Source organism: Steroidobacter gossypii (genome assembly GCF_016801985.1).
GTDB classification, from domain to species: domain Bacteria; phylum Pseudomonadota; class Gammaproteobacteria; order Steroidobacterales; family Steroidobacteraceae; genus Steroidobacter; species Steroidobacter gossypii.
This window is the reverse complement of the sequence record NZ_JAEVLS010000001.1, coordinates 969,126-991,673: the sequence shown is the minus strand read 5'-3', so window position 1 is coordinate 991,673 and position 22,548 is coordinate 969,126. Positions and strand designations below refer to the sequence as shown.

The window sequence follows — 22,548 nt, the reverse complement described above, 5'->3', positions numbered from 1 at the left end:
TCGGAAACATAGCAGCGAACCGAGAATAACCACTGCATGAATACACCTGCTCAGCCGCCATCCTCGCCCTTCGGCCGGTTCCTGTCGCGACTCGCGCCGATCCAGCCGGCCGAGACCGCGGCGGTGGTCGCCGCTTTCTTCCTGTTCTTTTTCATGTGGAGCGGTTATTTCTCGGTGCGACCGGTGCGCGAGACCATCGGCACCATCATCGGCCGCGACAAGCTGGCCGATATCTGGATCATCACTTCCATCGTCTCGGTGCTGATCATTCCGCTGTATGGAGCGGTGGTGGCGCGGTTCCGCCGCAGCATGTTCCTGCCCTGGATGTACGGCATCGTCGCGGTGGTGCTGGTGATCACCGGGCTGGCGCTGCGCCAGGATGCGATCAACCTGGCGGCGGGCAAGTTCTTCTACGTGTTCATCAGCGTGGTCAACCTGTTCCTGCTGTCGGTGTTCTGGAGCTTCCTGCTCGAGCTGTTCGATCGTCAGCAGACCAAGCGCCTGTTCGGCGTGATCGCCGCCGGTGGCAGCGCCGGCGCTCTGTTCGGCCCCTTCGTGTCGGATCTGGTGGTGCCGCTCATCGGCAACAGCGGCGTGTTGTTCTTCGGCGCCGGGCTGTTCGTCGTGGCGATCTTCTGCCAGCGAATCCTGCTGGGCGTCTGGTCGGAGCGCGCGGACGCCACCACCAAAGCCGAAGATCGACCGATCGGAGGCAATCCCTTTGCCGGTGTGCCGCTGATCCTGAAGTCGCCCTACGTGCTCGGAATCGCGCTATTCGTGGTCGGCATTTCCTGCGTGAACACGCTGTTGTATTTCGAACAGCTGCGCATGGTCGAGGAGCACTTCCCAAACCTGGAGAATCGCACGCAGATTTTCGCCCGCTTCGATTGGGTGGTGCAGACTCTGACGGTGCTATCGCAGATCTTCCTCACCGGTCGGATCGCCGCTAAGTTCGGCGTGAAGACGCTCATCACTTTCGTGCCGGTGATCATGATCTTCGCTTTCGGCGCGCTCGCGATGTCGGGCGCTTTCGCGGTGCTCACGGTGGTCGTGATCGCACGCCGCGCAATGGAATATGCGTTTGTGCGACCGGGCCGGGAGATGTTGTGGAGCCCGCTCGATAAAGAAACCAAATACAAAGCCAAGAACACGGTGGATGTGCCCGTGTATCGCGCCTCCGATGCGTTGTCGGCGCAATTGAACAATGCCGTCGCGGGAGCTGGGTTCGGTATCGCCGCCGTGGCCTGGCTGGGTGCGGCGGTGGCGGCATTGTGGGCTGGGTTGGGTTGGTGGCTGGGCCGGCGCTTCGAAGACAAAGAGAAGCTGCAAGGCGATCGCGTGGCAGCGAGCGCGACCGTGCGACCGTCCGGTTCGCCCCATTGACCAGAAGATCAGTCGGTGACTACGAACTTCACTTGCAATATGGCGCGCTGGGCCACTGGCGCGCCGTTCCTGCGGATCGGTTCGAAGCGCCACTTGCTGACTGAATCGAGGGCCGCTTTGTCGAAGACCTGCGCCGGTTGGGAGTCGCGAACCTGCAAGTCCTGGGTCGTGCCGTCCGGCGCGATGGTGAATTCAACTTGCACCCAGCCTTCGGTGCCTTTGCGGGCGGCCTCGCGCGGGTAAACAGGCGGTACTTCGCGAACACGCTTCAAGCTCGCGGCGGCCGCGACGTTCCTGTAGAAATCCCGTTGCTCCCGAGCCGCCGACAGCTGCTCCTGCAAGGCGCGCACGGCTTGAGCGCCAGGCACGAGTGTATTGGCTCGATCGATCGCTACTGCAGCTTGATCGATGTCGTTTGCAGCCAGCGCCGTCCTGGAACGATCCAGCAAAAGAAACGCGAGGCGTTGCTGTTCGCCACGGACTTCTTCCGCATCGGGATAACGCTCGCGAAGCGCCATCACCGCGTCAAACGCATTGTTACCAGCAGGCGCGATCAGCGCGCCGCGTTCGCGGAGAGCGGTGACAGCGGCGAGCTGCTCGGCCAGCGACGGACCTTGTTCGACAGGAACATCGGCGACCTGCTCGAGCGACGCCGCATTGGACGCAGCTTCCTGCTCCGCGAGCTCGCGTGCAATGGCCTCGGCCAGCTCGCGCTCGGCGACATCAGCGGCAGCCAACTCGGGCCCGGGAACGTTCGTAACAACTGCCGCAACTTCGTCACCACGTGCCGAGCCCGGCCCTGCCGAAGAAATATTTGAGCTGGCCGCGCCCGCACGCGATGAAGCCGAAACCTGCGTGCTCGACTCGGCGCGCGTGGGCCGCGAGTTGCTCGCGACAGCAGCCGGCGAGGGCGCCGGCGCCGTGCGAGACAGCGCTAACAGCTGCGCTCGCAAAGCATCCAACCGGGGATGATCTGGTGCCGCGCGTTGCAACGCCGTCCACGCCTTCACCACGCCAGGCGCATTGCGTTCCTGCAAACCTTTGAGGACACGCTGCTCCAGTGTGTCGATGACTTTCTGCACGCCGGCTTTTGCTTCGGCGTTGTCCGCCTGCAGCGCCAGCACCGCTCTATAATATTCCAATGCATTGTCGCCACGAGGATCGAGCAGCCTGCCGCTGAGATAGGCGATCTGTGCGCTACCCAGCTTCGACTTGACGACATCCTCCACTGGCGCGTCCGCGACCTGCGTCGTTTGCAGTGTCGCCGGCAGGCCCTGATCGCGCGATTGCCAGATCACGAATGCGACCACCGCCGCGACAATGCCGCCCGCGGCAGCCGCAACCTTGCCGAAATGGGCGCGCTTGCCGGCAATGGTCCGCACCGATTGTCGAGCGACCGGAATATCGCCCAGCTCGTTATAGCGACGCGTGGCTGCGTTGAGGAATTGAAAAGCACGCCCCGGCGACACCGGCTTGTGCAAGAACCGATAAAGACGACCGCTGCTGAGCAGGGACGCGACCGCGCCTTCCTCTTCCCGCCGGCCGGTGGCCATGAAGATCAACTCGGGAAATTGCGCCTGCAGGCGATCGATCAGCGCGGCCACAGCGCCGCCCAGAGTGCCGACATCGGCGATCAGCACGTCGCAGCGACCGCCGACCAGATAGTCGACGGCCGCGTCGGCGGAAGGAACATCCCAGAGTGCGTGCTCGGACCCGGCGCCGGAGCGCAGGGCCTCGAGCAGGGTCGCATCCGAACTCAGTACGACGACATCAAGAACCTGGCCCGGCCGCGCCGCCGTGGTGCGGACCGTGGAAAGGAAATCTTCGGGCCGCGTACTGGGCACGTCATCATCTCGACTATCGAAAGGGCCGCGGCCGCTTTCGACCAGGCATGGCGGATCACTCCAGGCAAACGACCAGCTGCGCCGAATGACTGCGCCAGTTGATCGGGATGACGAAGGAGCGGATGTTGTCGGGCGTGACGACCTTTTCCGGCTCGCCGGCCACCACGGTCGGCACCGAGATCATGAAGTCCTTGCCGAAATCCCGGCGCGCGTTGCCCGAGATGGTGTTGGCCACTTCGCCCACCAGGTCGCACATGTTCTCCTGGGTGAGCTCGGTTTCGCCCATGCGCATCAGCATGACCGTGAGCATCGGCCGCGATGCGGTGAAGTAAACGATGCCGCGACGCTTACCGGCGATGGAGATCAGGCCGGTGAACTCCTGGATGGTCGGCTTGCCTTCCTGCACGATGTAGGGCGAGCCCACCGAGGCGGGCTGATTGGCCGCGGTCGCGAAATAATGCGTGGTGCCTTCGACGAAGGTTTCCAACTCAACTTTAGTCATCATTGCCGGCGCCCCTCAGCAGCTCTTCGAGCGCTTCTGTCAGCTGGCGATCCGTGAACGGCTTGCACAGAAAGCCATTGGCCCCCTTCTTCAAAGCTTCGATGGCGGTGGCCTTGTCGGAGAGCGCGGAAATCACCAGGATGAGAACGTCAGGCTTGATCTTCACCAGGTTCTCGACGCATTCGATGCCATCCATCTCGGGCATCGTGATGTCCATGGTGACAACGTCCGCCGGCTCCTTGCGGAAGGCCTCGACAGCCTGCTTCCCATTCGCCGCGGTCGCGATGACCTGCAGACGCTCGATCTGCAGCTCTCGCTCGATCTTGCGGCGAATGATGTTTGAATCGTCACAAATCATGAGCTTGAGCTTACCGTTCGTCAACGGTTGAGCTTTAGCGTTGGCGCTCGCCATTACAGTCCCTCTTAGTCTTCGATATCCAGTCGTTTTCCGGTCCGTCCCAGCCAGGCATCAGGCGGCGGCGGCGCTTTGCGCCGTCGGCAGCCAGATCTTGAATTTGGAGAATTTGCCGCCCGCCGAGGCCAGGCCGACGCGCCCGCCCAGCTCGGCCACGAGGATGCGCACCAGATCCATGCCGGCGCCGCGACCGGCGTCGGTGGTGACCCGGTCGGCGGTGGAGAAGCCAGGGCGGAAGATCAACGCCATGGTCTGGCGCGGATCCAGCAGCGCGGCCTGGGCCGGCGTGATCAGGCCGCGTTCCACGGCCACTTCCTTGATGCGATCCAGCTGCAAGCCACGGCCGTCGTCCTGCACGATCAGCTCGTAGCCGTCGGCGCCGCGCGGTGAGAATTCAACCGCCAACGCGCCAGTCTCGGCCTTGTTGGCCTTGGCGCGCTCGCTCGGCTCCTCGATGCCGTGGACCACGGCGTTGCGTACCAGCTGAATGGTGATGTCCTTGACGGCGCGACGATACGCCTCCGGCACCGCGTCCAGACCCGTGCAACGCAGATTGACCCGCTTGGACTGGCTGCTCGCGACGCGCGCGGCCAGGTCTTCGAGGGTGCGCTCCAGGCCGCCGATTGCGCCGGTGGCTTCCGCGACATCGGCCGGCGGCGCGACCAGCGCCTTGGTGATCTGCGTCTGTTCCTGACCAGCAAGCCACTGATCCACCTTCTCGGCGGCGACTTCGCCGCCGGCGCTGCGCTTGCTGGCGATGGCGTGGTGCAGATCGACCAGTCGGCTCAGCATCTCGCGGACCTGCGCCAGGTGGTTGAACAGATCGTCCAGCTTCACCACCAGCGGCAGGAAGTCGCTGCCCGACAGGGACGGGCGGCCTTTCAGGTCGTTCAACGATTCTTCAAAGGCATGCGCGCGCTGCTCGACGGTCTTCAGGCCCAGCGCCGCCGCTTCGCCCTTGACCGCGTGCACCTGACGGTAGATGCCGTCGATCTTGGCGCGGAACGCCGTTTCCTCGCGGGCCGGCTCTTTCAGGATGGAGTTGACCATCTTCAACGACACGTCGGCGTCGGTGAGGAAGCTGGTCAGGCTGTCCGGCTCCACGTGCAGGATGCGCAACAGCAGGTCCAGCTGGGCCTGCGCCTTTTCCTGCGAATCCTGCAGTTCGCGCGACAGCATCACGCGCTTGGTCACGTCGTTCACCGTCACCAGCAGGTGGGACAGCGAGCCTTCGGATTTCACGCGGTTGAAGTCGAATTCCAGGAAGTGCGTGTCGAAACCGCCGGCCGGATTGTCGAAGTGCACTTCGACTTCGTTCAGCGGGTTGATGGTTTTCACCAGCTTCTCGTTGACCCGCTCGCCCCACAGCAGCGCGACGTAGTCCATCGCGGTCTTCAGGGTCTTCTCCGGCACGATGTCCTTGAGCAGCTTGTCGAAGGTCAGGTCGCTGAAGTCTTCGCGACGGAAGATGCCGTTGAGCGCCATGGAGCGCTCGCTACCGAGCTTGAGGTCCTTGTCCAGCAGGAACAGGCCTTCGTTCACGGTGCGCAGAATGTCCTGGGTTTCCTTGCGCTGTCGGTTCGAGGCGGCTTCTTCTTTACGCAGGTTGCGGGCGAAGAACAGGAAGATCGCGCCCAGCAACAGCAGGGCCGCAACCATGCCGCCGACCTGAATGGCGCGTAGCGTGCCGGTTTCCGTGCGGCTGGCAGCTTCCACTTCCACGGACAGGTCGGTCATCACCTTGGCCAGCTGGCCGTGAGCGGTGTTGCCGTACTGAACGAGATCGTTCAGGGCCGCCTGCAGGCGACGTCCGCGCGGGCTGTATTGAACCGTCGGTTCCGCGGGCGCGGCGGGAGCAGCTGCCGGGGCTTTGCCGTTGGCGGCGGCCGGAGCCGGCGCAGGCTGGGCCGTGTAGTAGGGCGAACCGGAGAAGTTGATGACCGGGTTCAGCTTGGCCTTGTAGCCGTCCCACAGCTTGCTGGCGTTCTTGAGGCGTTCGACCGCCGCCGGCGTGGTCATGGTCGGCAGCACGAACACGTCGCCGCTGGCGTCGGTGATCATGCCGCCGTTGGCGAGGCTGTTCAGGGAGTTGTCGAAGGCGGCGGCGGCTTTTTGCAGGCTGCTCAACGTTTCGTCGATTTTTTCGCCCTGCCGCAGGCGTTCGGCCAGCTGCACGCTGATGTCGTACACGGCGCCCGGCTGCTTCGCCCGATTCTCGAGGAAGCGCACGCCCGCGACGTTGTCCGAGAACTGGCCCGCCTTGCCGTGGTTCACCGCCAGAATGATGGCGATGAACACCAGAAAGCCGGTGATCGCGAATACGATTCCTTTGTACCGACCCAGATCAAGAATTCCCATGTACCTTCCCCTTGGCCGCACGCCCCACGGGCCGCGACTGACCTACCTCAAGCCGGAATGCGCAGAAAGCCAGCCCCTTCAGCCGTTAGCGGTCACAACCGCGCAGGCTTCGTCTTCCCAGACTGCCGTCTTTCCGCTCCCTGATGAACGAGTGTCTAATCTGACAATAAGCACTTTGCCTGTCGCTCGACTTAGTTCCCGTTTTTTAATCCCGAAAACTTGCGCCAGTTCAAAGTTTCGCGCACCGCCTGAACCCCTTGCCGGGCTGTGACTTCCGGAAAGTTCGGTTCGCCGCTGTTTCATTGCTGTGACATCCATGCAACAGCCGGCCCCCGATACATTGCCGAAGGCGCTGCAGCATACGTTTTGCCTGTCCGGGCCCGGTCAAGTCAATGCCGCCGGAATGCAACAAGCCGGCGATAAGAGGTCGTTTTCAGCGTCGTTGCCGGCAGTTACGCACCGTAAGAGGTAACTTGTGATGCTCGACAAGGCCGCGGGCGCCGCTCATGATGCGCTCCTTGCGAACGGATCGATACGGTGTGGCCTCGGATCGGTAGGCTCATGAGCAAAATAGAATTTAAATCGCATGTGCCGGTCGCGCAGAAGCCGGCGCTGGAAGCGCTGCTGTTTTTCAATTCTTGCCAGGAGCGCGTCAGCGCCTGCATCGCCGACGCCATCGAGAAGTTCGGCTCGCCGGAGATCGTCGCCGATCGCGACCGGCTGCGCATTCATGTGAAAGGCCTGCCGGAAGTGCAGTCCCTGTTCGCGATCGACACCGAGACCGGCCGGCCGGTCGGCGTGGCGGTCTATGCGCGTCAGGACATCGAGCACGTGACAGTCGTTCATGTTGGCATCAGCGCGGAATTCGCCAGCGGCGGTCGCCGCGCCAACGAACAACTGCTGCTGAAGCTGCTGCGCGAAGTCCGGCGCTCGACTCGTCGTGTCAAAGGCGTTCGCACCATGGATCTGTACTACGCCACCGGCCGCACTTCCGCGCCGCGCTGGCGTGCACCTGCCAAGGTGTTGATGTAACGTTTTGGCGTAGTCCTCCCCGATCTTCCCTCACCGCGCATCCATCAGCGGCGCAGGTCCATCGAATTGTCCCGAGATACCGTTCTTCGCAAAAGCGTTCAGCTGGCCAGCCTCGCTTTGGTCGGTCTGTGGCTGGCGCTGCTGGCTGGCCTCCTCGGCCGTTGGGCCTGGCCGCTCGATCTGTTCGCGCACTTTCGCGTGCAGTACGCGGCGCTGTTCGCCGTGCTCGCCGTCATAACGTTGCTGCTACGGCATTACGTGCATGCGAGCGCGGCGCTACTGGGTTTCGCTATCAGCGTCGTGCCGCTGTTTCCCTACGTGAGCGACCAGCCCGTGTCCGCGGCGATCGCTACGCCGCGCGAAGAAACATTTCGCCTCGTCTCCTTCAATGTTTGGTTTCGTAACCCGGATCTCGTCCCCACCGCGCAGTACATCGAACAATCGCAGGCCGATGCGGTGGTGTTGCTCGAGCTGACGCCGCCGCAGGCGGAACAGCTGGCGCCATTGCTGCCGAGTTACCCCTACTACCACATTGAACCCAGCCGCATGGGCGCGGCCGTGTTCACCAAATGGCCGGTGCTCGAGGCTGAGTCCGTGCCATTGGCGCCGGGAGGCGCGGTGGCCGCGAAGCTGAAGTTGGATTGGCGAGGCGCGCCGGTGACGGTGCTCGGTGTGCATCTGAACTGGCCGCTCGGGCCGCGCAATTCAGAGTTCCGCAATCAGGAGTTGAACGAGCTGGTGCGATTCAGCAAGGCGCAGCCCGGGCCGCTGATCGTGGCGGGCGATTTCAATCTCACGCCATGGTCGGGATATTTCAGCAAGGCCCTGGAACAATCTGGCCTGCACGACGCAGCACGCGGCTTCGGCCTGGCGCGCAGCTGGCCGGCGCAGTTCGCGCCTGCGGGCATACGTATCGATCATTGTTTGTTATCGCCGCAGTGGCGCAGCGTATCGACGCGCGTCGGCCCTTTCTTGGGCTCGGACCATCTGCCGATCGTTGCCGACCTGACGCTGCAGCAGTAGTTATTCGGCCCGGCCCCCGCGCCGGATGATGTAGCCGCCCGACTTCAGATCGGGCTCCAGGGTCAAGAGCTTGCGAACCTGAGCTTCCTCCAGCAGTTCACTGAAAGTGCGAAAGCCGAAGTAACTCTCGTTGAAACCGGGATTGCGCCGTTTCAGAGTCTGCTTGACCATCGAGCCCCAGATCTTCTCGTCCTGATCGCGCTCTTCGGCCAGCGCGTCGATGGTGTCGACCACCAGATCGAACGCCTGCTGCTTGCGATCTTCCTCGGACGCCTCGGGCTTGGCGGCCTTCGGCGTCTCGGCGCCGGCGTGCGAGGCTTTGCTGGTGGAGGGCTGTTTGCGCCGGGCGCGCTGATGACGTTTCTTTTCTTCCTGCCGCACCAGGTCGTCGTAATAAATGAACTCGTCGCAATTGGCGATCAGCAGGTCGGACGTCGAGCTCTTCACGCCCACGCCGATGACCGTCTTGTTGTTCTCGCGCAGCTTGCTGACCAGCGGCGAGAAATCCGAGTCGCCGCTGATGATGACGAACGTGTCGACGTGCGCCTTGGTGTAACAAAGGTCCAGTGCGTCCACCACCAGGCGGATGTCGGCGGAGTTCTTGCCCGAGATCTTCACGTGCGGGATTTCGATCAGCTCGAACGACGCCTCGTGCATCGGCTTCTTGAAATCCTTGTAGCGATCCCAGTCGCAGTACGCCTTCTTGACCACGATGCTGCCCTTGAGCAGCAGCCGCTCCAGCACGCGATCGATGTCGAACTTGGCGTACTGCGCGTCACGCACACCGAGCGCGATGTTCTCGAAATCGCAGAACAGCGCCATGCTCGTGATGCTATGAGCCATCTATAACCAACCCTTGCGTTTGAACAGCGCGTAAGTGACGCCCATCGAGCCGATCATCAGCCCGATGGAAAACAGAAAATTGCTGTACTGACCGGGCAGTTCCGGCAGCAGATGAAAGTTCATGCCGTAGATGCTGGCGATCAGCGTGGGCGGCAGGAACAGCACCGCCGCCACCGAAAAGATCTTGATGATGTTGTTCTGTTCGACGTTGATCAGGCCGAGCGTGGCTTCCAGCAGGAACGAGATCTTGGAGCCCAGGAACGAGGCATGGTCGGACAGCGACAGCACGTCGCGGCTGATCGAGTGGAAGCGGTCGCGGTGCTCGGCGGAAATGCCGGCCACGGACTGCTGCACGAACATCAGCATGCGGCCCAGGCTCACCAGGCTCTCGCGACCTTTGCTGTTGAGCTCGCCGTTGAAGCCGATGCGCTCGATCATGGCGCGCAGGTCCTGACTGGTCGGTGTGCCGTTGCCGTGGCGCGCGAAGATGCTGGAGGAAACATTGTCCAGATCGGCGCCCACTCGCTCGAGCAGGTCGGCGGTGCGTTCCACGAACGCTTCCATCAAGCCGGCCAGGATGGCCACCGGGCTCTGGCAGGCCGCCGGATGCTTGCCGGCGTAGGAGATGAACAGCTGGAACGGCTTGGTGTCGAGGTAACGATTGGTCACCAGGCGATTGCCGGTGAGGATGAAGGTGACCGCCATGCTGACCGGCCGATCGGTATCGAGCTGCGCGGCGATGGTAGTGGTCATGTAGAGAGCGCCGTTGTCCTCGTACAGGCGGTTCGAGGTCTCGATCTCCTTCATTTCCTCGCGCGTCGGCACTTCGACGCCGAGCGAGGCTTCCACCAGCTTCTCCTCGTCGACCGTGGGCTCGAGCAAATCGAGCCACACGGCTTGCGTGGGAATCGGCGGGCCGTCGTCGCCGTTGCCCGCCTCGACCTTCGTCAGGCCCTGCGCCGTGGGGACGAAGATATTCAGCATGAGCTGAGGCGAGTCCGTGCGGCGCGCCGTCTGGCCTCAGCCGCCGTGCTCGTGGGCGGCCAACTCGTCGATCAATGCGAACAGCTGACTCTCGCTGCCGGCGGAGCCCACGTCGGTGCTGTACTTGCCGTTCACCACCATCATCGGCACGGACTGCACCTTGTAGCGCTTGTTCAGGAAGTCGGCGCGCTGCAGCTTGGACTCCACGGCGAACGACGAGAACGCCTTGGTGAATTCATCCTTGCTGACGCCGTGCTTCTGGAAGAAGTCCGCGATCTTGTCGACGCTGTTCAGCTGATTGCCGTTGACGTGCATCTCGCGAAAGATCAGCGAGTGCAACTGCTCGAGCTTGCCAAGCAGCTCCGCGGTGTAGAAGACGCGCGCATGCATGCGCGTCGTTTCATTCCACATCGCCGGGATGCGCGAGAACTCCACGTACTGCGGCTTGGTCTTGGAGCGCCAGGATTCGATGGCCGGATCCAGCGTGAAACAGTGGCCGCAGCCATACCAGAACACTTCGGCCACTTCGACCTTGCCGGGACCGGCGTTGGTCGGCTGCGCCGGCACGATCTTCTGATAGTTGGCGCCTTCCTTGAACCGCGCGGAGGTCGGCGGGCCGCTGGCCGGGCCGCCCAGCTTCAGAGACGGCTGCGTGGTCGAGGCGGTCTGCTGTCCTGAGGTCGTAGGCTCGTCGTCCACTTCGCTGACGGTTTCAGCGGGAGCTTCGCTCGCGGCTTGATCCGCAGCCGCTTGCTCGGTGGGCGCGCTGGCGTCGCCTTGGGCTGGCGCAGCGGGTTGCTCTGCAGCTGGGGCAGCAGCCGACGGTGAAGCCGGAGTCGGTTCCTGCTTACCGCAGGCGGCGAGCAGAACCAGGGTCGATAGCAGGGCAGCGAGTTTGTTCATGCGTCGTTCCGAGCAATTGTTGTCGCGGTGGTGGCGAGCGGCATCGACTCCAACCTGAATGGCAAGGGTTCGATCAGCGCAGGCCCTGGATGTACGAGGCCACTGCGTCGATCTGTTCGTCGCTGAGCGCGGCGGCCACATTGCGCATCATTTGATTCGGATCGGTCTGGCGTGTTCCCGAGCGATACGCTTTCAGCTGCGCGATGGTGTAAGTGGCGTGCTGGCCCTTCAGCTGGGCGTAGCCCGCGGGCGCAATACCGGCGCCATCCGGGCTGTGGCAGGCTGCGCAGGCCGGAATGCCCTTCGCCGGGTCGCCGCCGCGGAACAGCTTCTGCCCGAGCGCCACCTTCGAGGGCTCGGCTTCCAGCATGCCGGTGAGTTTCTGGGTGGCGTAGAACGCGCCGAGATCGGCCATGTCCTCCTCCGAGAGCGGCTTGGCCATGGGCGTCATCAGCGGATTCTGCCGCTGGTCGTTCTTGAACGCGGCCAACTGGCGGCGAATGTAAGCTTCGTTCTGGCCGGCCAAGTTGGGCCACTCCGGGTTCACGCTGTTGCCGTTGACGCCGTGACAGGCGACGCAGGGCGCGGACTTGGCCTGGCCCTTTTCCGCCGAGCCGGCCACGGGCTGCTCGGCCGCGAGAACAACGCCCGCCTGCAGGCCGCACAGAACGGTGAGCAGGACCATCGACTTCAACTTCATTATTCGCAACTCCGGTAGCGGCGGCTGGCCAAAAGGCGCGGAATTGTACACTAGCGATACCACTTGCCTGCAGCCTCCGCCGCATTCCGCCGTATAGCTCTCCTACCATGCCCCAGTTTCCATCCGTCGAGTTCCTGACCAGTTCGTGGCAGCCCCGCCAGTTTCCCGCCGACGTCGGCGCGGAGGTGGCCTTCGCGGGCCGCTCAAACGCCGGCAAGTCCAGCGCCTTGAACGCCATTACCGGACGCAAGGACCTGGCGCGGACCAGCAAGACGCCCGGCCGCACGCAGCTCATCAACTTCTTCGCTCTCAACGAGCAGCAGCGGCTGGCGGACCTGCCTGGGTATGGCTACGCCAAGGTGCCCGAGAAAATGCGCGATCACTGGCGGCAGCTGATGGAGCGCTACGTCGAGACGCGCGCGTCGCTGGGCGGGGTGGTCATCGTGATGGACTCGCGACATCCGCTGACGGAGTTCGATTGGCAAATGCTGGAATGGACTGGCGCGCAGAACCTGCCCGTGCATCTGCTGCTCACCAAGGCCGACAAGCTCGGCCGCGGCGAATCCATGGCCACCCTGAAGAAAGTGCGCTCCACCGTGGGCGAGGGCGTAACCGCCCAGCTGTTCTCCGCGGTCAGCAAAGCCGGCGTGGACGAAGCCCGCAAAGAGGTCCTGAAGATGCTGGCAACACGGCTATCGCACGGCCCGGTCGACAACGCTTCGGGATAGCACTTAGGACGAAGGGGACCACCCCAGGCACAGGGATGTGCCCGCCGCCTATGGCGGCGGCGCCCGCGAAAAAGTCACGCCTTTTTCGTAGGGCGCGAAAGCGCGAGTGGCAGGATGCCCGAGTCGCTTTCCAGAAAAAAAGAACCCCGGCGACTCTGAAAGCCACCGGGGCAGTATTACCCGGCATGGGGATGGACCGGGTTACCGTCCACTCAGGGAGGTCAGCGGACGGGAGCGTCCTGGCCGACGCTCGGGAGTTATGACGCCCGCCAGGGGCGAAAGTTCCGCCGTGGGTTCGCTCGACTCGCGTGAAAAAATCTTTATTTTTTCAGGTGCTTAACCGTTGCCCAGGTGCGACGGAGACACCACAGCCAGAAGCGTTGTGTGGGGCCGCTTCTGTGGCTTTTGTGGCACGTGGGCAACAAATTGGCCTGACCAGTTGGGTGGCTCAGAACTTATACGTGACGCCGAACGAAATCATGTCGACCCAGTCGTCCCCATCCCGATCGTCGTCGTCATCGTCGTCGATATCGAGCGAGATGAGCTCCCACTCCACGCGCAAACCAAGGTTGGGCATGGGCCGGAACTGGGCGCCGAGCCCGAACATGGGCTCGATGTTGTCATCGCTGTCCGCCGACCCGGGAAGATTGACCACGCGGAAGTCACCCTCCACGTTGGCGATGCCCGCCCGGCCGAACAGGTCCCATTGACCCAGCGGCAGCATGCCCAGCGCGCTCACCGACAGCGCGGTGAACTCGTTTTCGATGGTGAAGCCGAGGAACTCGTCCTCGGCCTCGCCATACCGGGCGTAGTTCAGCTCCACCGCCACCCAATCGATGATCCGGTAGCCCAGGATGAACTTGTAGCCCGTGTCGTCGCCCTTGAAGTCGGCGAACGAATCCTCGTTCTCCAACTCCACCGTGGCCTCGCCGATGCCACCGCCGATGTACAGGCCCTGCAATTCAGGGTCGATGGCCATCGCTGCGGGGCTGGCCGCGAGCAGCACCAAAGGCAACAGTAGGCGACGCATGGTTGTGATCCGTTGTGATTGAGGGGTTCGTCTATGTCGAACGCTCAGAGGAACGTGTAAGTCACACCGATCGACAACATGTTGGCGTCCTCGACATCGTCGATGTCGAACTTCTCGTACTCGGCGCGCACGCCCAGGCTCAGCAGACGAAACTGCACGCCGATGCCATAGGCCAGATCGGTGCCGTCTTCTCGATAGATGTCACCGAAGCCGTCGACTTCGACCGTGGTGTCGAAGCTGACCAGACCGACCTTGGCGAACACATCGACCGGTCCCACCGGCGCGAAGAACACGCCGAATCCAGTGATGCCGTCCGACTCCGCGGCCAGGATGCCATCTTCGGCTTCGCCGAAATTCACATAGCTCGCTTCGACACCGAACCAGTCGAGCGGCCGGATGCCGGCGATGAACTTGAAGCCGGTGTCGTCGCTGTCCACCTGCGCCAAGCCCTGGTCGATCTCGACATTGGCGTCGCCGATGCTCGCGCCCAGGTAGATGCCGTTGTCGGCCGCCATGGCGCCGGTGCTCGCCATCACCAACGCCGTCGCCAGAATTGCTTTACGCATGAGATCTCCTTGGGTCAGATAATCGCCCGCCCGTGCAGCATGCACGCTCGAGCTGAATGCAATGTGAAGTGACTAAGTTACAAACGCTAACGACTGCGCACTGTTCAGGCGAACGCGGCGGGAATCAGTGCGCCTCGTCCCAGTTTTCACCGATGCCGGCGTCGACTTTCAACGGCACGCGCAGTTCCGCCGCGCCGCTCATCAGTTCGCGCACGTGCGCGATCAAGTCCTCGGCCAGATCGCGTCGCACTTCGAAGACAAGTTCGTCATGCACCTGCAACAACAGCCGCGCCGGCAGCTTGGATTGCTGCAGCCAATGATCCACCTGAATCATGGCGCGTTTGATGATATCCGCCGCCGTACCCTGCATCGGTGCATTGATCGCGGCGCGCTCCGCGGCCTGACGCAGGCCGGCGTTGCGGGCGTTGATGTCGTTCAGATACAAACGACGACCGAACACCGTTTCCACATAGCCGCGCTCGTGCGCCAGCTGCCGTGTTTCATCCATATAACGGCGCACGCCCGGATAGCGCTGGAAATACAAATCGACATATTTGGCCGCGACGCTGCGCTCGATGCCCAGTCGCGACGCCAGCCCGAACGGCGACATGCCATAAATCAAACCGAAATTGATCATCTTGGCGGTGCGGCGCTGGTCGGCGCTGACCGTGTCGAGCGTCATGCTAAATACTTCGGCCGCGGTTGCCAGATGGATGTCGCGATCCTCGCCGAACGCCTGCAACAGGCCCTCGTCGCCGGACAGGTGCGCCATGATGCGCAGTTCGATCTGCGAATAATCGGCGGCAACGATACACTGGCCCGACGGCGCCACGAACGCCTGCCGGATGCGACGGCCTTCCGGTGTGCGAATCGGAATATTCTGCAGATTCGGATCCGCCGACGACAAGCGACCGGTCGCGGCGATGGCTTGTTGATAACAAGTGTGCACGCGTTGCGTCGAACGATTGATCTGCAACGGCAGCTTGTCCGTGTACGTGGACTTCAACTTCGCGAACGCGCGATAGTCCATGATCAGCTTCGGCAGCTCGTAACTCGCTGCGAGCTCCTCGAGCACATCTTCCGCCGTGGATGGCTGACCCGTCGGAGTCTTGCGTATCACGGGCAGGCCGAGCTTGCCGAACAGCACTTCCTGTAACTGCTTGGGCGATTCGAGCGAGAACGGTCCGCCTGCCGCCGCGTACGCTTGAGATTCGATCTCGCGCATGCGCGTAGCCAGTTCGCCGCTTTGTTTGCGTAACAAGTCGCCATCGAGGAGTACGCCGGCTTGCTCCATTCGCAGCAGCACTGGCAGCAGCGGTTGCTCGATGGTTTCATACAACCCTTGCAGCGCCGGCAGCCCTTCCAGGCGTGGCCACAGCAGGCGATGCAGCTGGAGCGCAAGATCGGCTTCTTCGGCGACGAAGTTGGTGGCCACATCGATGCCCACCTGGTTGAGCTGCAGCTGCTTCGCGCCTTTACCGGCGACGCTCTCGTAAGCGATCGGATCGATGCCGAGATAGCGGCGCGAAATGGCCGACAGCTCGTGTTTGGTCGCGGTGCTGTTCAGCACGTACGACTCGAGCATGATGTCGAACTTATCGCCGCGCAGCTCGATGCCGGCGCGCTTGAGCACGTGGCCTTTGTATTTCAGGTCGTAACCGACCTTGAGCGGCTGCTCGGATTCCAATACCGGGCGCAGGGCCTGCAGGACCGCGTCGCGCGAGAGCTGCGCAGGCGCGCCGGGATAGTCGTGACTCATGGGCACGTATGCGACCGTGCCGGGCTCGATGCTGAAGGCGATGCCGACGATGTCAGCCTGCATGTAGCCGGCCGAAGTGGTCGCGAGATTCAGCGAAATCACGTTCGCAGATTTCAATTGCGCGACCCATATTTCCAACGCCGCGGCTGTCAGCACAGTTTCGTAATTGCGCGGTACCGGAGCGGGTATCGGAGCGCCTTCCGCGGCCGGTGCGGCTGGCGAAGCCGAAGAGGCCGCCTCGTCCGCCGCATCGCCTCCGACCACCTGACGCAACAACGCACGAAACTCGAGCCGCGTGAACAGCTCCTTCAAACGTTCCCGATCGGGTTCGCCGACGCGCAATGTTTCAAACGGAGTGTCCAGCTTCACATTGCAATCGAGCGTGGCGAGCTTGCGGGACAGCTCCAGCTCTTTCATGCCGGCGCGCAGATTTTCGCCCACTTTGCCAGTGATCGAGGCGGCGTTCTCCACCACCTTGTCCAGGGTGCCGTATTCCCCTAGCCATTTGGCGGCCGTTTTCGGCCCGACCTTGGGAATGCCGGGAATGTTGTCCGAGGTGTCACCGACCAGGGCGAGATAGTCGACGATCTGCTCGGGATAGACATCGAATTTCGCTTTCACACCCTCGCGGTTCAGCCGCGAGCCGGTCATGGTGTTGACCAGCGTGATGCGATCGTTCACCAGCTGCGCCATGTCCTTATCCCCGGTGGAGATGATGACGTCGTAACCCTGCGCAGCGGCCTGCTGCGCCAGGGTGCCGATCACGTCGTCCGCTTCCACGCCATCAACGCGCAGACACGGCAATCCCAGCGCATTGACGCTGTCGAGCAAAGGTTGCAACTGCGAGCGCAGGTCGTCGGGCATCGGGGTGCGCTGCGCCTTATAAGATTCGAACAGCGCGTCGCGGAATGTTTTACCGGGCGCGTCGAAGACCACCGCGATCAGATCGGGTGTTTCTTCCTTGCGCAGCTTCTGCAACATGTTGAGCACGCCGAGCACCGCGCCCGTCGGCTCGCCACGCGAATTGGTCAGCGGTGGCAACGCGTGAAACGCGCGATACAGATAGCCCGAGCCGTCCACCAGGACGAGCTTGCGTTGTGCAGCCATCACTGCCTCGGCGGCGGCGGAGTCGTGGCGGGGCGGTCAGGATCGGGCGGTGAGACCGGCGGTGGCTGCGATTGCGACGGCTCTGACGCGGACCCTGAGGACGAACGCTCCTGGCGCTCGCGATCTTTCTTTTGCGACTGAGGCGCCGGCGGCAAAGTGCGCACCCGGCCGCCTTCCAGCACTGGCTTGCGGGCGGTCTCTGGCACGGCTTCCTGCCGTTCGTCAGGCAGATACAGATCGCCCTGCTTGCCACAACCGGCCAGGTTGAACAGCAGCACCGGCATCAAGATCCAGGTTTTACGCGCGGATGATTTCATCGGCGCAGTATAAAGGAAGCGTCCCCGATCATGGACGCTGCCATCCATGACGCCCATCCGTGACCAATCCATGACGGAGGCTGTCAGCCGATCATGTAGGCGCGTCGATGACCGCCATGGTGAGACGGGAAATACACACCAGCTTGTCGCGCTGGTCGGTGATCCGAATTTCCCACACGTGACTGCGGCGGCCGATGTGCACCGGCCGCGCAGTGCCGATCACAAAGCCGCTGGCGACGCCCCGAATATGGTTGGCATTGATCTCCTGACCGAGGCAGCGATATCTGCTCTGGTCCACCACCAGCATGGCCGCATAGCTGCCCAGCGTTTCAGCGAGCGCAACCGATGCGCCGCCATGCAGGATGCCGTAGGGCTGATGAGTGCGATCGTCCACCGGCATGCGGCCGCGCAAGTAATCCGGGCCGATCTCGGTGAACTCGATGCCGAGATGCTTGGCCATGCCGATGCGCAGGGTGAGATCGGCCAGCGTGTAAGGTTTGAACCAGATCGACATGGCGAGTCCCGTCGCTATTTCTTGCGCAGTTTATCGCCGATGCGGCGATAAGCCTCGCGGAATGAAATTCCTTGTTTCACGACCAGCTCGTTGGCCTCGGCCGCCGCATGAATGGACGGATCGAGCCGAATCCGATCTTTCCGGAAGGTCACACCGGCAAGTGCCGCGGGCAGGATGTCGAGCGTGTCCAGACAGACGTCGATGCCACGGAACAATGGCACTTTGATCAGCTGCAGATCGCGTTGATAGCCCGAGGGCAGCTTGGCGACGATGCCCATCACTTCCAACAGACAGGCCTGCGCCGTCGCGCTGCGGCCGCGGATCAGTTCGAAAACATCGGGGTTGCGCTTCTGCGGCATGATGGACGAGCCGGTGGTGAACGCATCCGGCAGCGCCACGAACGAGAATTCCTGGGTGTAGAACAACAGCAGGTCGGAGGCCAGGCGCGCCACGTCCTGCATCACCAGCGCAATCTCGAACAACAGCTGTGCCTCGGCCTTGCCGCGCGACAGCTGCACCGACGTCACCGGCGTTTGCACGGAGGCAAACGCCAGCTTGTTCGCAGTGGCTGCGCGATCGATGGGCAGGTTCGGCGAACCGTAGCCAGCAGCGGAACCGAGGGGGCTTTTGGACAAACGCCGCTGCACCTGTTGCAAACCTTCGGCATCGTCCCGCAACTCGGCCGCGAAACCGCCGGCCCACAAAGTCACCGAGCTCGGCATGGCCTGCTGCATGTGTGTGTAGCCGGGCAGGGGGAGATCACCCTCGCGCGCAGCCAGTTCATCAAGCGCCGACGCAACGCCTTCTACGCGGCGTTTCAACTCATCGACGGCGTCGCGCAGATACAAGCGCACGGCAGTGAGCACCTGGTCGTTGCGTGAGCGAGCCAGATGCACGCGCTTGCCGGCCTCGCCGATGCGCTCGGTCAGCAGATTTTCCAGCGCCGTCTGGCCGTCTTCGTGTTCCAGCCGAACCTGCCACTTGCCCGCGGCGTGCTCGGCGGCGATCTCAGTCAGGCCGCGACGGATCGCGTCGAGATCGGCGCTCGACAACAAGCCTTGCGCGTTGAGCATTTCGGCATGCGCGATCGACGCGCGCACGTCGTACTCGACCAAGCGATTGTCGAGCGCGTGATCCTCGCCGGCCGTGTAACGCAGCACCCGCTCGTCGAGCGGCGCGCCTTTGTCCCATAGGCGGCTCATGACGCCACCACAACATTTCTTTTATGAGCAAGCTCGCCCGGCGAGCTTGCCAAAAACCCGGAAATCATTCCTTTATTCAGGATCTCGCGGACCGAGATCCCGGAAAACGAAACTATGGCAGCGTTACGCATGCTGCTCGGCCGGGCTCAGCGCGCTGATGTTTTCTACGACCAGCGTGCCCGTGCCCTCGTTGGTGAACACTTCAGCCAGGATGCTGTCCTGGCTCTTGTACGAGATCACGTGCACGCGACGCACGCCGCCGCGAATCGCTTCTTCAATGGCCTTGGCCTTGGGCAGCATGCCTTCCTTCAGGCTGCCCTGCTCCTTGAGCTTCTTCAGCCCCGCCAGGTCGGTGTACGAAATGATGGAGCGCGGATCGTCCAGTGACTCGAGAATGCCGGGGGCGCCGGTGACCAGCATCAACTTTTCGGCCTTGAGCGCCGCCCCGATGCCTGCAGCGACCGTGTCCGCATTGATGTTCAGCAACGTGCCCTTGTCGTCCGCCGACACCGGGCTCACGACCGGCATCAGGCCGTCGTCGAGCAACTGCTGGAGCACTTTCGCGTCGATCAGATCGATGTCGCCCACGAAGCCGTAGTCCACCGTCTGACCTTCGACCTGCACCGGCGGGCGCTTGTGAGCGCGCACCAGCCCCGCGTCGACGCCGCTCACGCCCACGGCGGCAATATCCAGCTCACGGCAGATGCCGAGGATCTGGGTGTTCACCAGACCGTTCAGCACCATGCTGGTGACTTCCATGGATTTCTCGTCGGTGACGCGACGACCCGCGACCATGCGGGGCGTGATGCCCAATGTTTCCTGAATCTGCGACAGCTGCGGACCGCCACCGTGCACCAGCACGACGCGGATGCCCACCTGATGCAGGATCGCGACTTGCTCGATCAGCGTACGAGTGGACTCGATGTCGCCGAACACGCCGCCGCTCGCCTTGATGACGAACACCTTGCCCTTGTACATGCGAATGTACGGAGCGGCGCTGCGCAGCGCACGAACGGCGACGGAGGGATCGGAACGAAGCACCACGGCAGATTCCTTGAATTGAATGATGGACTAGTAACCAGGATGACGCGACAACAGGTCAGCCACGCAGCAGACGATAGAGGACTGCCATCTGCACGACCATGCGATTGAAGGCCTCGCGAATCACCACGCTGCGCGGGCCGTCGAGCACCTCGTCCGCCACGGCGACATTACGCCGTACCGGCAGGCAATGCATGAAATGGCAGCTGGGGTCCGCGACCTTGAACCAGCTTTCCTTGATGCACCAATCGCTCAAATACTCGCGCAAGCGCTTGTCGGCTTCGTCGTCGCCGTAGTGCTGCGGCGAACCCCATTCCTTGGCGTAAATCACGTGCGCGCCTTCGAGCGCTTCGGCGCGATTGTCGGTCTCTCGTACTGAACCGCCCGACGCCTTGGCCGCCTGGCGCGCCTTTTCCATCACGGGGTCGGGCAACGCGAAGCCCTCCGGGCGCAGCACGACGACTTCCATGCCGCGCATCGCGGCCATATGCACTGTCGACGACGGCACGGCCAGCGGCAGCGCGCGAGGATGATTCGCCCAGCTCAACACGAACTTGCCACGGTCCGGCACGCGCAGCTCATCCATGGTGTGCCAGTCGGCCAGCGCCTGGCACGGATGCGCCATGGCCGATTCCATGTTCACCAGCGGCTTGTCACAAAGATCCGCCATCATGCGGAAGCCGGTCTCGGCCAGATCGGCGGCGAGATTGCGTCCTTCGGCGAACATGCGAATGCCAATGGCGTCGCAGTAGGAAGCGAGCACCGGCACTGCTTCGCGCACGTGCTCGGCAGCCGCGCCATTCATGATGGCGCCGGAGCGCGTTTCCATCTGCCACGTTCCCTGGCCCGGGGTGATTACGACCGCGGTGCCGCCCAGACGCATCATCGCGCTCTGAAACGACGCGAGCGTCCGCAACGACGGATTCAGGAACAGCAAGCCGAGCACCTTGCCGGCCAGGGCCTGCGGTTGCGGCGTATCTTGCAAGCGCGCCGCGAGGCCCAGCAGGTCCTTCACTTGCTCGCGCGGAAATTCGGCCAGGTCCAGAAAGCGGTTCATATGTTGTATTTCTCGATGAGCAAACTCATTTGGGCAGTTGCGCCAACGCCTGCCGCAGCAAGTCGACGTGCTCACTCTCCAGCACGAACGGCGCGAGGATGCGCAGCACGTTGGGATCGGCGCTGGTGCCCGTGAGAATGTTCAACTTCAACAGCTCGGCTTGCACGTCCTTGGCCGGTCGCGAGGTGCGCAGGCCCAGCAGCAGGCCGGCGCCTTGCGAGCCGACCACCGGGCCGACCTTGCAGGTCTCGCGAATCTCGGCAGAACGCTGCTGGACGTTTTTCAACAAACCTTCCGACTCGATGATGTCGATCACGGTCTCGACGACGGCGCAGGCCATCGGGCCGCCGCCGAACGTCGTGCCCAGCGAGTCCATCTTGAGATACGGCGCGACATGGTCGGCCACCAACATGGCTGATACAGGGAAGCCGGCGCCGAGCGCCTTGGCAGTGGTGATGATGTCCGGCGTTACTTCATACATGTTGGCCGCGAACGGATGGCCGGTGCGTCCGAAGCCGCACTGAACTTCGTCGAAGATCAGCACGCTGCCGTTCTCGCTGCAGCGGAACCGCAGCGCTTGCAGGAATTCCTTGGGCAGGTCGACCGCGCCGGCGACGCCCTGCACCGGCTCGACGATGACCGCGGCCGTCTGATCGTTGATCAGCGTGCTCAACTCGGCGGCCGTGGTGGTCGGCTTGATGAACTTCACTTCGAACGGCGTGTTCGGAAAACCGTACCACTTCTTGTCCGCGCCCCAGGTCACCGCACCGGCCGCGGCCGTGCGACCGTGGAAGCTGCCTTCGACGGCGATCACCTGCGTGCCGCCGGTCATCTTGCAAGCGAGCTTCAGCGCGTTCTCGTTGGCTTCCGCGCCGGAGTTGACGAAGAACACAGTATCGAGCCCCAGGCCGCAGAATTTCGCCAGCCGGGTGGCGGCGCGACGACGCACGTCGAGCGCGACCGCATTGGTCTGGAAACAAAGCGATTTCGCCTGCTCGGTGAGCGCTTCGACCCAGCGCGGATGGCCGTAGCCAAGCGCCGCCACGGCGTGACCGCCGTAGAGATCCAGCACTTTGCCGCCATCGGGCTTGTGCAGGAATACGCCGCGCGCATCGGTGATCTGCAACGGAAACTGGGCATAAACCGGCGCGAGATGATCGGCCGGGGCATTGGCAGCGGAAACTGAATTGCTCATCGAACTCATGTTCTCTTGTCGTCGGGCCGGCAACCGCGCCGGCCT

At 63.0% G+C, this 22,548-nt stretch carries 21 protein-coding genes; 4 read left to right on the top strand and 17 right to left on the bottom strand.

What is annotated here, in order from left to right; translation table 11 throughout:
- Positions 1-36 precede the first annotated feature (36 nt).
- Positions 37-1,383 carry an NTP/NDP exchange transporter gene (locus JM946_RS04320; protein ID WP_203165902.1) on the top strand — a complete coding sequence of 449 codons (1,347 nt, stop codon included), beginning with the start codon at positions 37-39 and terminating at the stop codon, positions 1,381-1,383.
- An 8-nt stretch (positions 1,384-1,391) separates the two neighbouring features.
- Here JM946_RS04320 and JM946_RS31175 read toward each other — a convergent pair whose 3' ends face one another.
- Genes JM946_RS31175 through JM946_RS04300 form a run of 4 tightly spaced genes read right to left on the bottom strand, consistent with a single transcriptional unit; the run spans position 1,392 to position 6,502 of the window.
- Positions 1,392-3,227 (bottom strand): TonB family protein, encoded by a 1,836-nt coding sequence (locus tag JM946_RS31175; RefSeq protein WP_203165901.1) that lies wholly within the window; start codon positions 3,225-3,227, stop codon positions 1,392-1,394.
- 55 nt (positions 3,228-3,282) lie between these two features.
- Positions 3,283-3,732, bottom strand: coding sequence for a chemotaxis protein CheX (locus JM946_RS04310; RefSeq protein WP_203165900.1), 450 nt, complete (start codon positions 3,730-3,732; stop codon positions 3,283-3,285).
- Positions 3,722-4,141 (bottom strand): response regulator transcription factor, encoded by a 420-nt coding sequence (locus JM946_RS04305; protein WP_203165899.1) that lies wholly within the window; start codon positions 4,139-4,141, stop codon positions 3,722-3,724. Before JM946_RS04305 ends, JM946_RS04310 begins: the two co-directional genes overlap by 11 nt.
- Before the next feature lie 57 nt (positions 4,142-4,198).
- Complete coding sequence (locus JM946_RS04300; protein ID WP_203165898.1) at positions 4,199-6,502, bottom strand: ATP-binding protein; 2,304 nt, start codon at positions 6,500-6,502, stop codon at positions 4,199-4,201.
- Between the two features lie 561 nt (positions 6,503-7,063).
- Between JM946_RS04300 and JM946_RS04295 the strand changes: the two genes are divergently transcribed.
- Both JM946_RS04295 and JM946_RS04290 read left to right on the top strand, forming a co-directional pair.
- The gene (locus JM946_RS04295; protein ID WP_203165897.1) at positions 7,064-7,534 is read left to right on the top strand and encodes a hypothetical protein; all 471 of its coding nucleotides are present in this window, start codon (positions 7,064-7,066) and stop codon (positions 7,532-7,534) included.
- Positions 7,535-7,600: 66 nt separating this feature from the next.
- Entirely contained in the window at positions 7,601-8,557 is a 957-nt protein-coding gene (locus JM946_RS04290) for an endonuclease/exonuclease/phosphatase family protein (protein ID WP_203165896.1), read from the top strand.
- Here JM946_RS04290 and JM946_RS04285 read toward each other — a convergent pair whose 3' ends face one another.
- From JM946_RS04285 to JM946_RS04270, 4 genes are all read right to left on the bottom strand, one after another.
- Positions 8,558-9,400 (bottom strand): NYN domain-containing protein, encoded by an 843-nt coding sequence (locus JM946_RS04285; protein WP_203165895.1) that lies wholly within the window; start codon positions 9,398-9,400, stop codon positions 8,558-8,560.
- On the bottom strand, positions 9,401-10,384 hold the full coding sequence (locus JM946_RS04280) for a magnesium transporter CorA family protein (protein WP_203165894.1): 984 nt from the start codon (positions 10,382-10,384) through the stop codon (positions 9,401-9,403).
- A gap of 36 nt (positions 10,385-10,420) precedes the next feature.
- Positions 10,421-11,287: a thiol:disulfide interchange protein DsbA/DsbL gene (locus JM946_RS04275; protein ID WP_203165893.1), complete on the bottom strand. Its 867-nt coding sequence runs from the start codon at positions 11,285-11,287 to the stop codon at positions 10,421-10,423.
- A 73-nt stretch (positions 11,288-11,360) separates the two neighbouring features.
- A complete protein-coding gene (locus tag JM946_RS04270; protein WP_203166548.1) occupies positions 11,361-11,987 on the bottom strand; it encodes a c-type cytochrome in 627 nt (208 codons plus the stop codon).
- 107 nt (positions 11,988-12,094) lie between these two features.
- Here JM946_RS04270 and yihA point away from each other — a divergent pair, with 107 nt between their 5' ends.
- Complete coding sequence (gene yihA / locus JM946_RS04265) at positions 12,095-12,715, top strand: ribosome biogenesis GTP-binding protein YihA/YsxC (RefSeq protein WP_203165892.1); 621 nt, start codon at positions 12,095-12,097, stop codon at positions 12,713-12,715.
- 448 nt (positions 12,716-13,163) lie between these two features.
- On the opposite strand, the gene JM946_RS04260 is transcribed toward yihA, so the two are convergent.
- From JM946_RS04260 to JM946_RS04220, 9 genes are all read right to left on the bottom strand, one after another.
- Complete coding sequence (locus JM946_RS04260; RefSeq protein ID WP_203165891.1) at positions 13,164-13,745, bottom strand: outer membrane beta-barrel protein; 582 nt, start codon at positions 13,743-13,745, stop codon at positions 13,164-13,166.
- Between the two features lie 44 nt (positions 13,746-13,789).
- Entirely contained in the window at positions 13,790-14,311 is a 522-nt protein-coding gene (locus JM946_RS04255) for a porin family protein (protein ID WP_203165890.1), read from the bottom strand.
- Positions 14,312-14,435: 124 nt separating this feature from the next.
- Entirely contained in the window at positions 14,436-17,177 is a 2,742-nt protein-coding gene (polA, locus tag JM946_RS04250) for a DNA polymerase I (RefSeq protein WP_203165889.1), read from the bottom strand.
- Positions 17,177-17,494: an LPS translocon maturation chaperone LptM gene (lptM, locus tag JM946_RS04245; protein WP_203165888.1), complete on the bottom strand. Its 318-nt coding sequence runs from the start codon at positions 17,492-17,494 to the stop codon at positions 17,177-17,179. Before lptM ends, polA begins: the two co-directional genes overlap by 1 nt.
- Before the next feature lie 91 nt (positions 17,495-17,585).
- Positions 17,586-18,008, bottom strand: a complete 423-nt coding sequence (locus JM946_RS04240) for a hotdog fold thioesterase (protein ID WP_203165887.1) — start codon at positions 18,006-18,008, stop codon at positions 17,586-17,588.
- Positions 18,009-18,022: 14 nt separating this feature from the next.
- Positions 18,023-19,210 (bottom strand): argininosuccinate lyase, encoded by a 1,188-nt coding sequence (argH, locus tag JM946_RS04235; RefSeq protein WP_203165886.1) that lies wholly within the window; start codon positions 19,208-19,210, stop codon positions 18,023-18,025.
- A 123-nt stretch (positions 19,211-19,333) separates the two neighbouring features.
- The gene (argB, locus tag JM946_RS04230; RefSeq protein ID WP_203165885.1) at positions 19,334-20,254 is read right to left on the bottom strand and encodes an acetylglutamate kinase; all 921 of its coding nucleotides are present in this window, start codon (positions 20,252-20,254) and stop codon (positions 19,334-19,336) included.
- 55 nt (positions 20,255-20,309) lie between these two features.
- Positions 20,310-21,308 carry an N-acetylornithine carbamoyltransferase gene (locus JM946_RS04225; RefSeq protein WP_203165884.1) on the bottom strand — a complete coding sequence of 333 codons (999 nt, stop codon included), beginning with the start codon at positions 21,306-21,308 and terminating at the stop codon, positions 20,310-20,312.
- A 25-nt stretch (positions 21,309-21,333) separates the two neighbouring features.
- Entirely contained in the window at positions 21,334-22,503 is a 1,170-nt protein-coding gene (locus JM946_RS04220; RefSeq protein WP_203165883.1) for an aspartate aminotransferase family protein, read from the bottom strand.
- Positions 22,504-22,548: the final 45 nt, after the last annotated feature.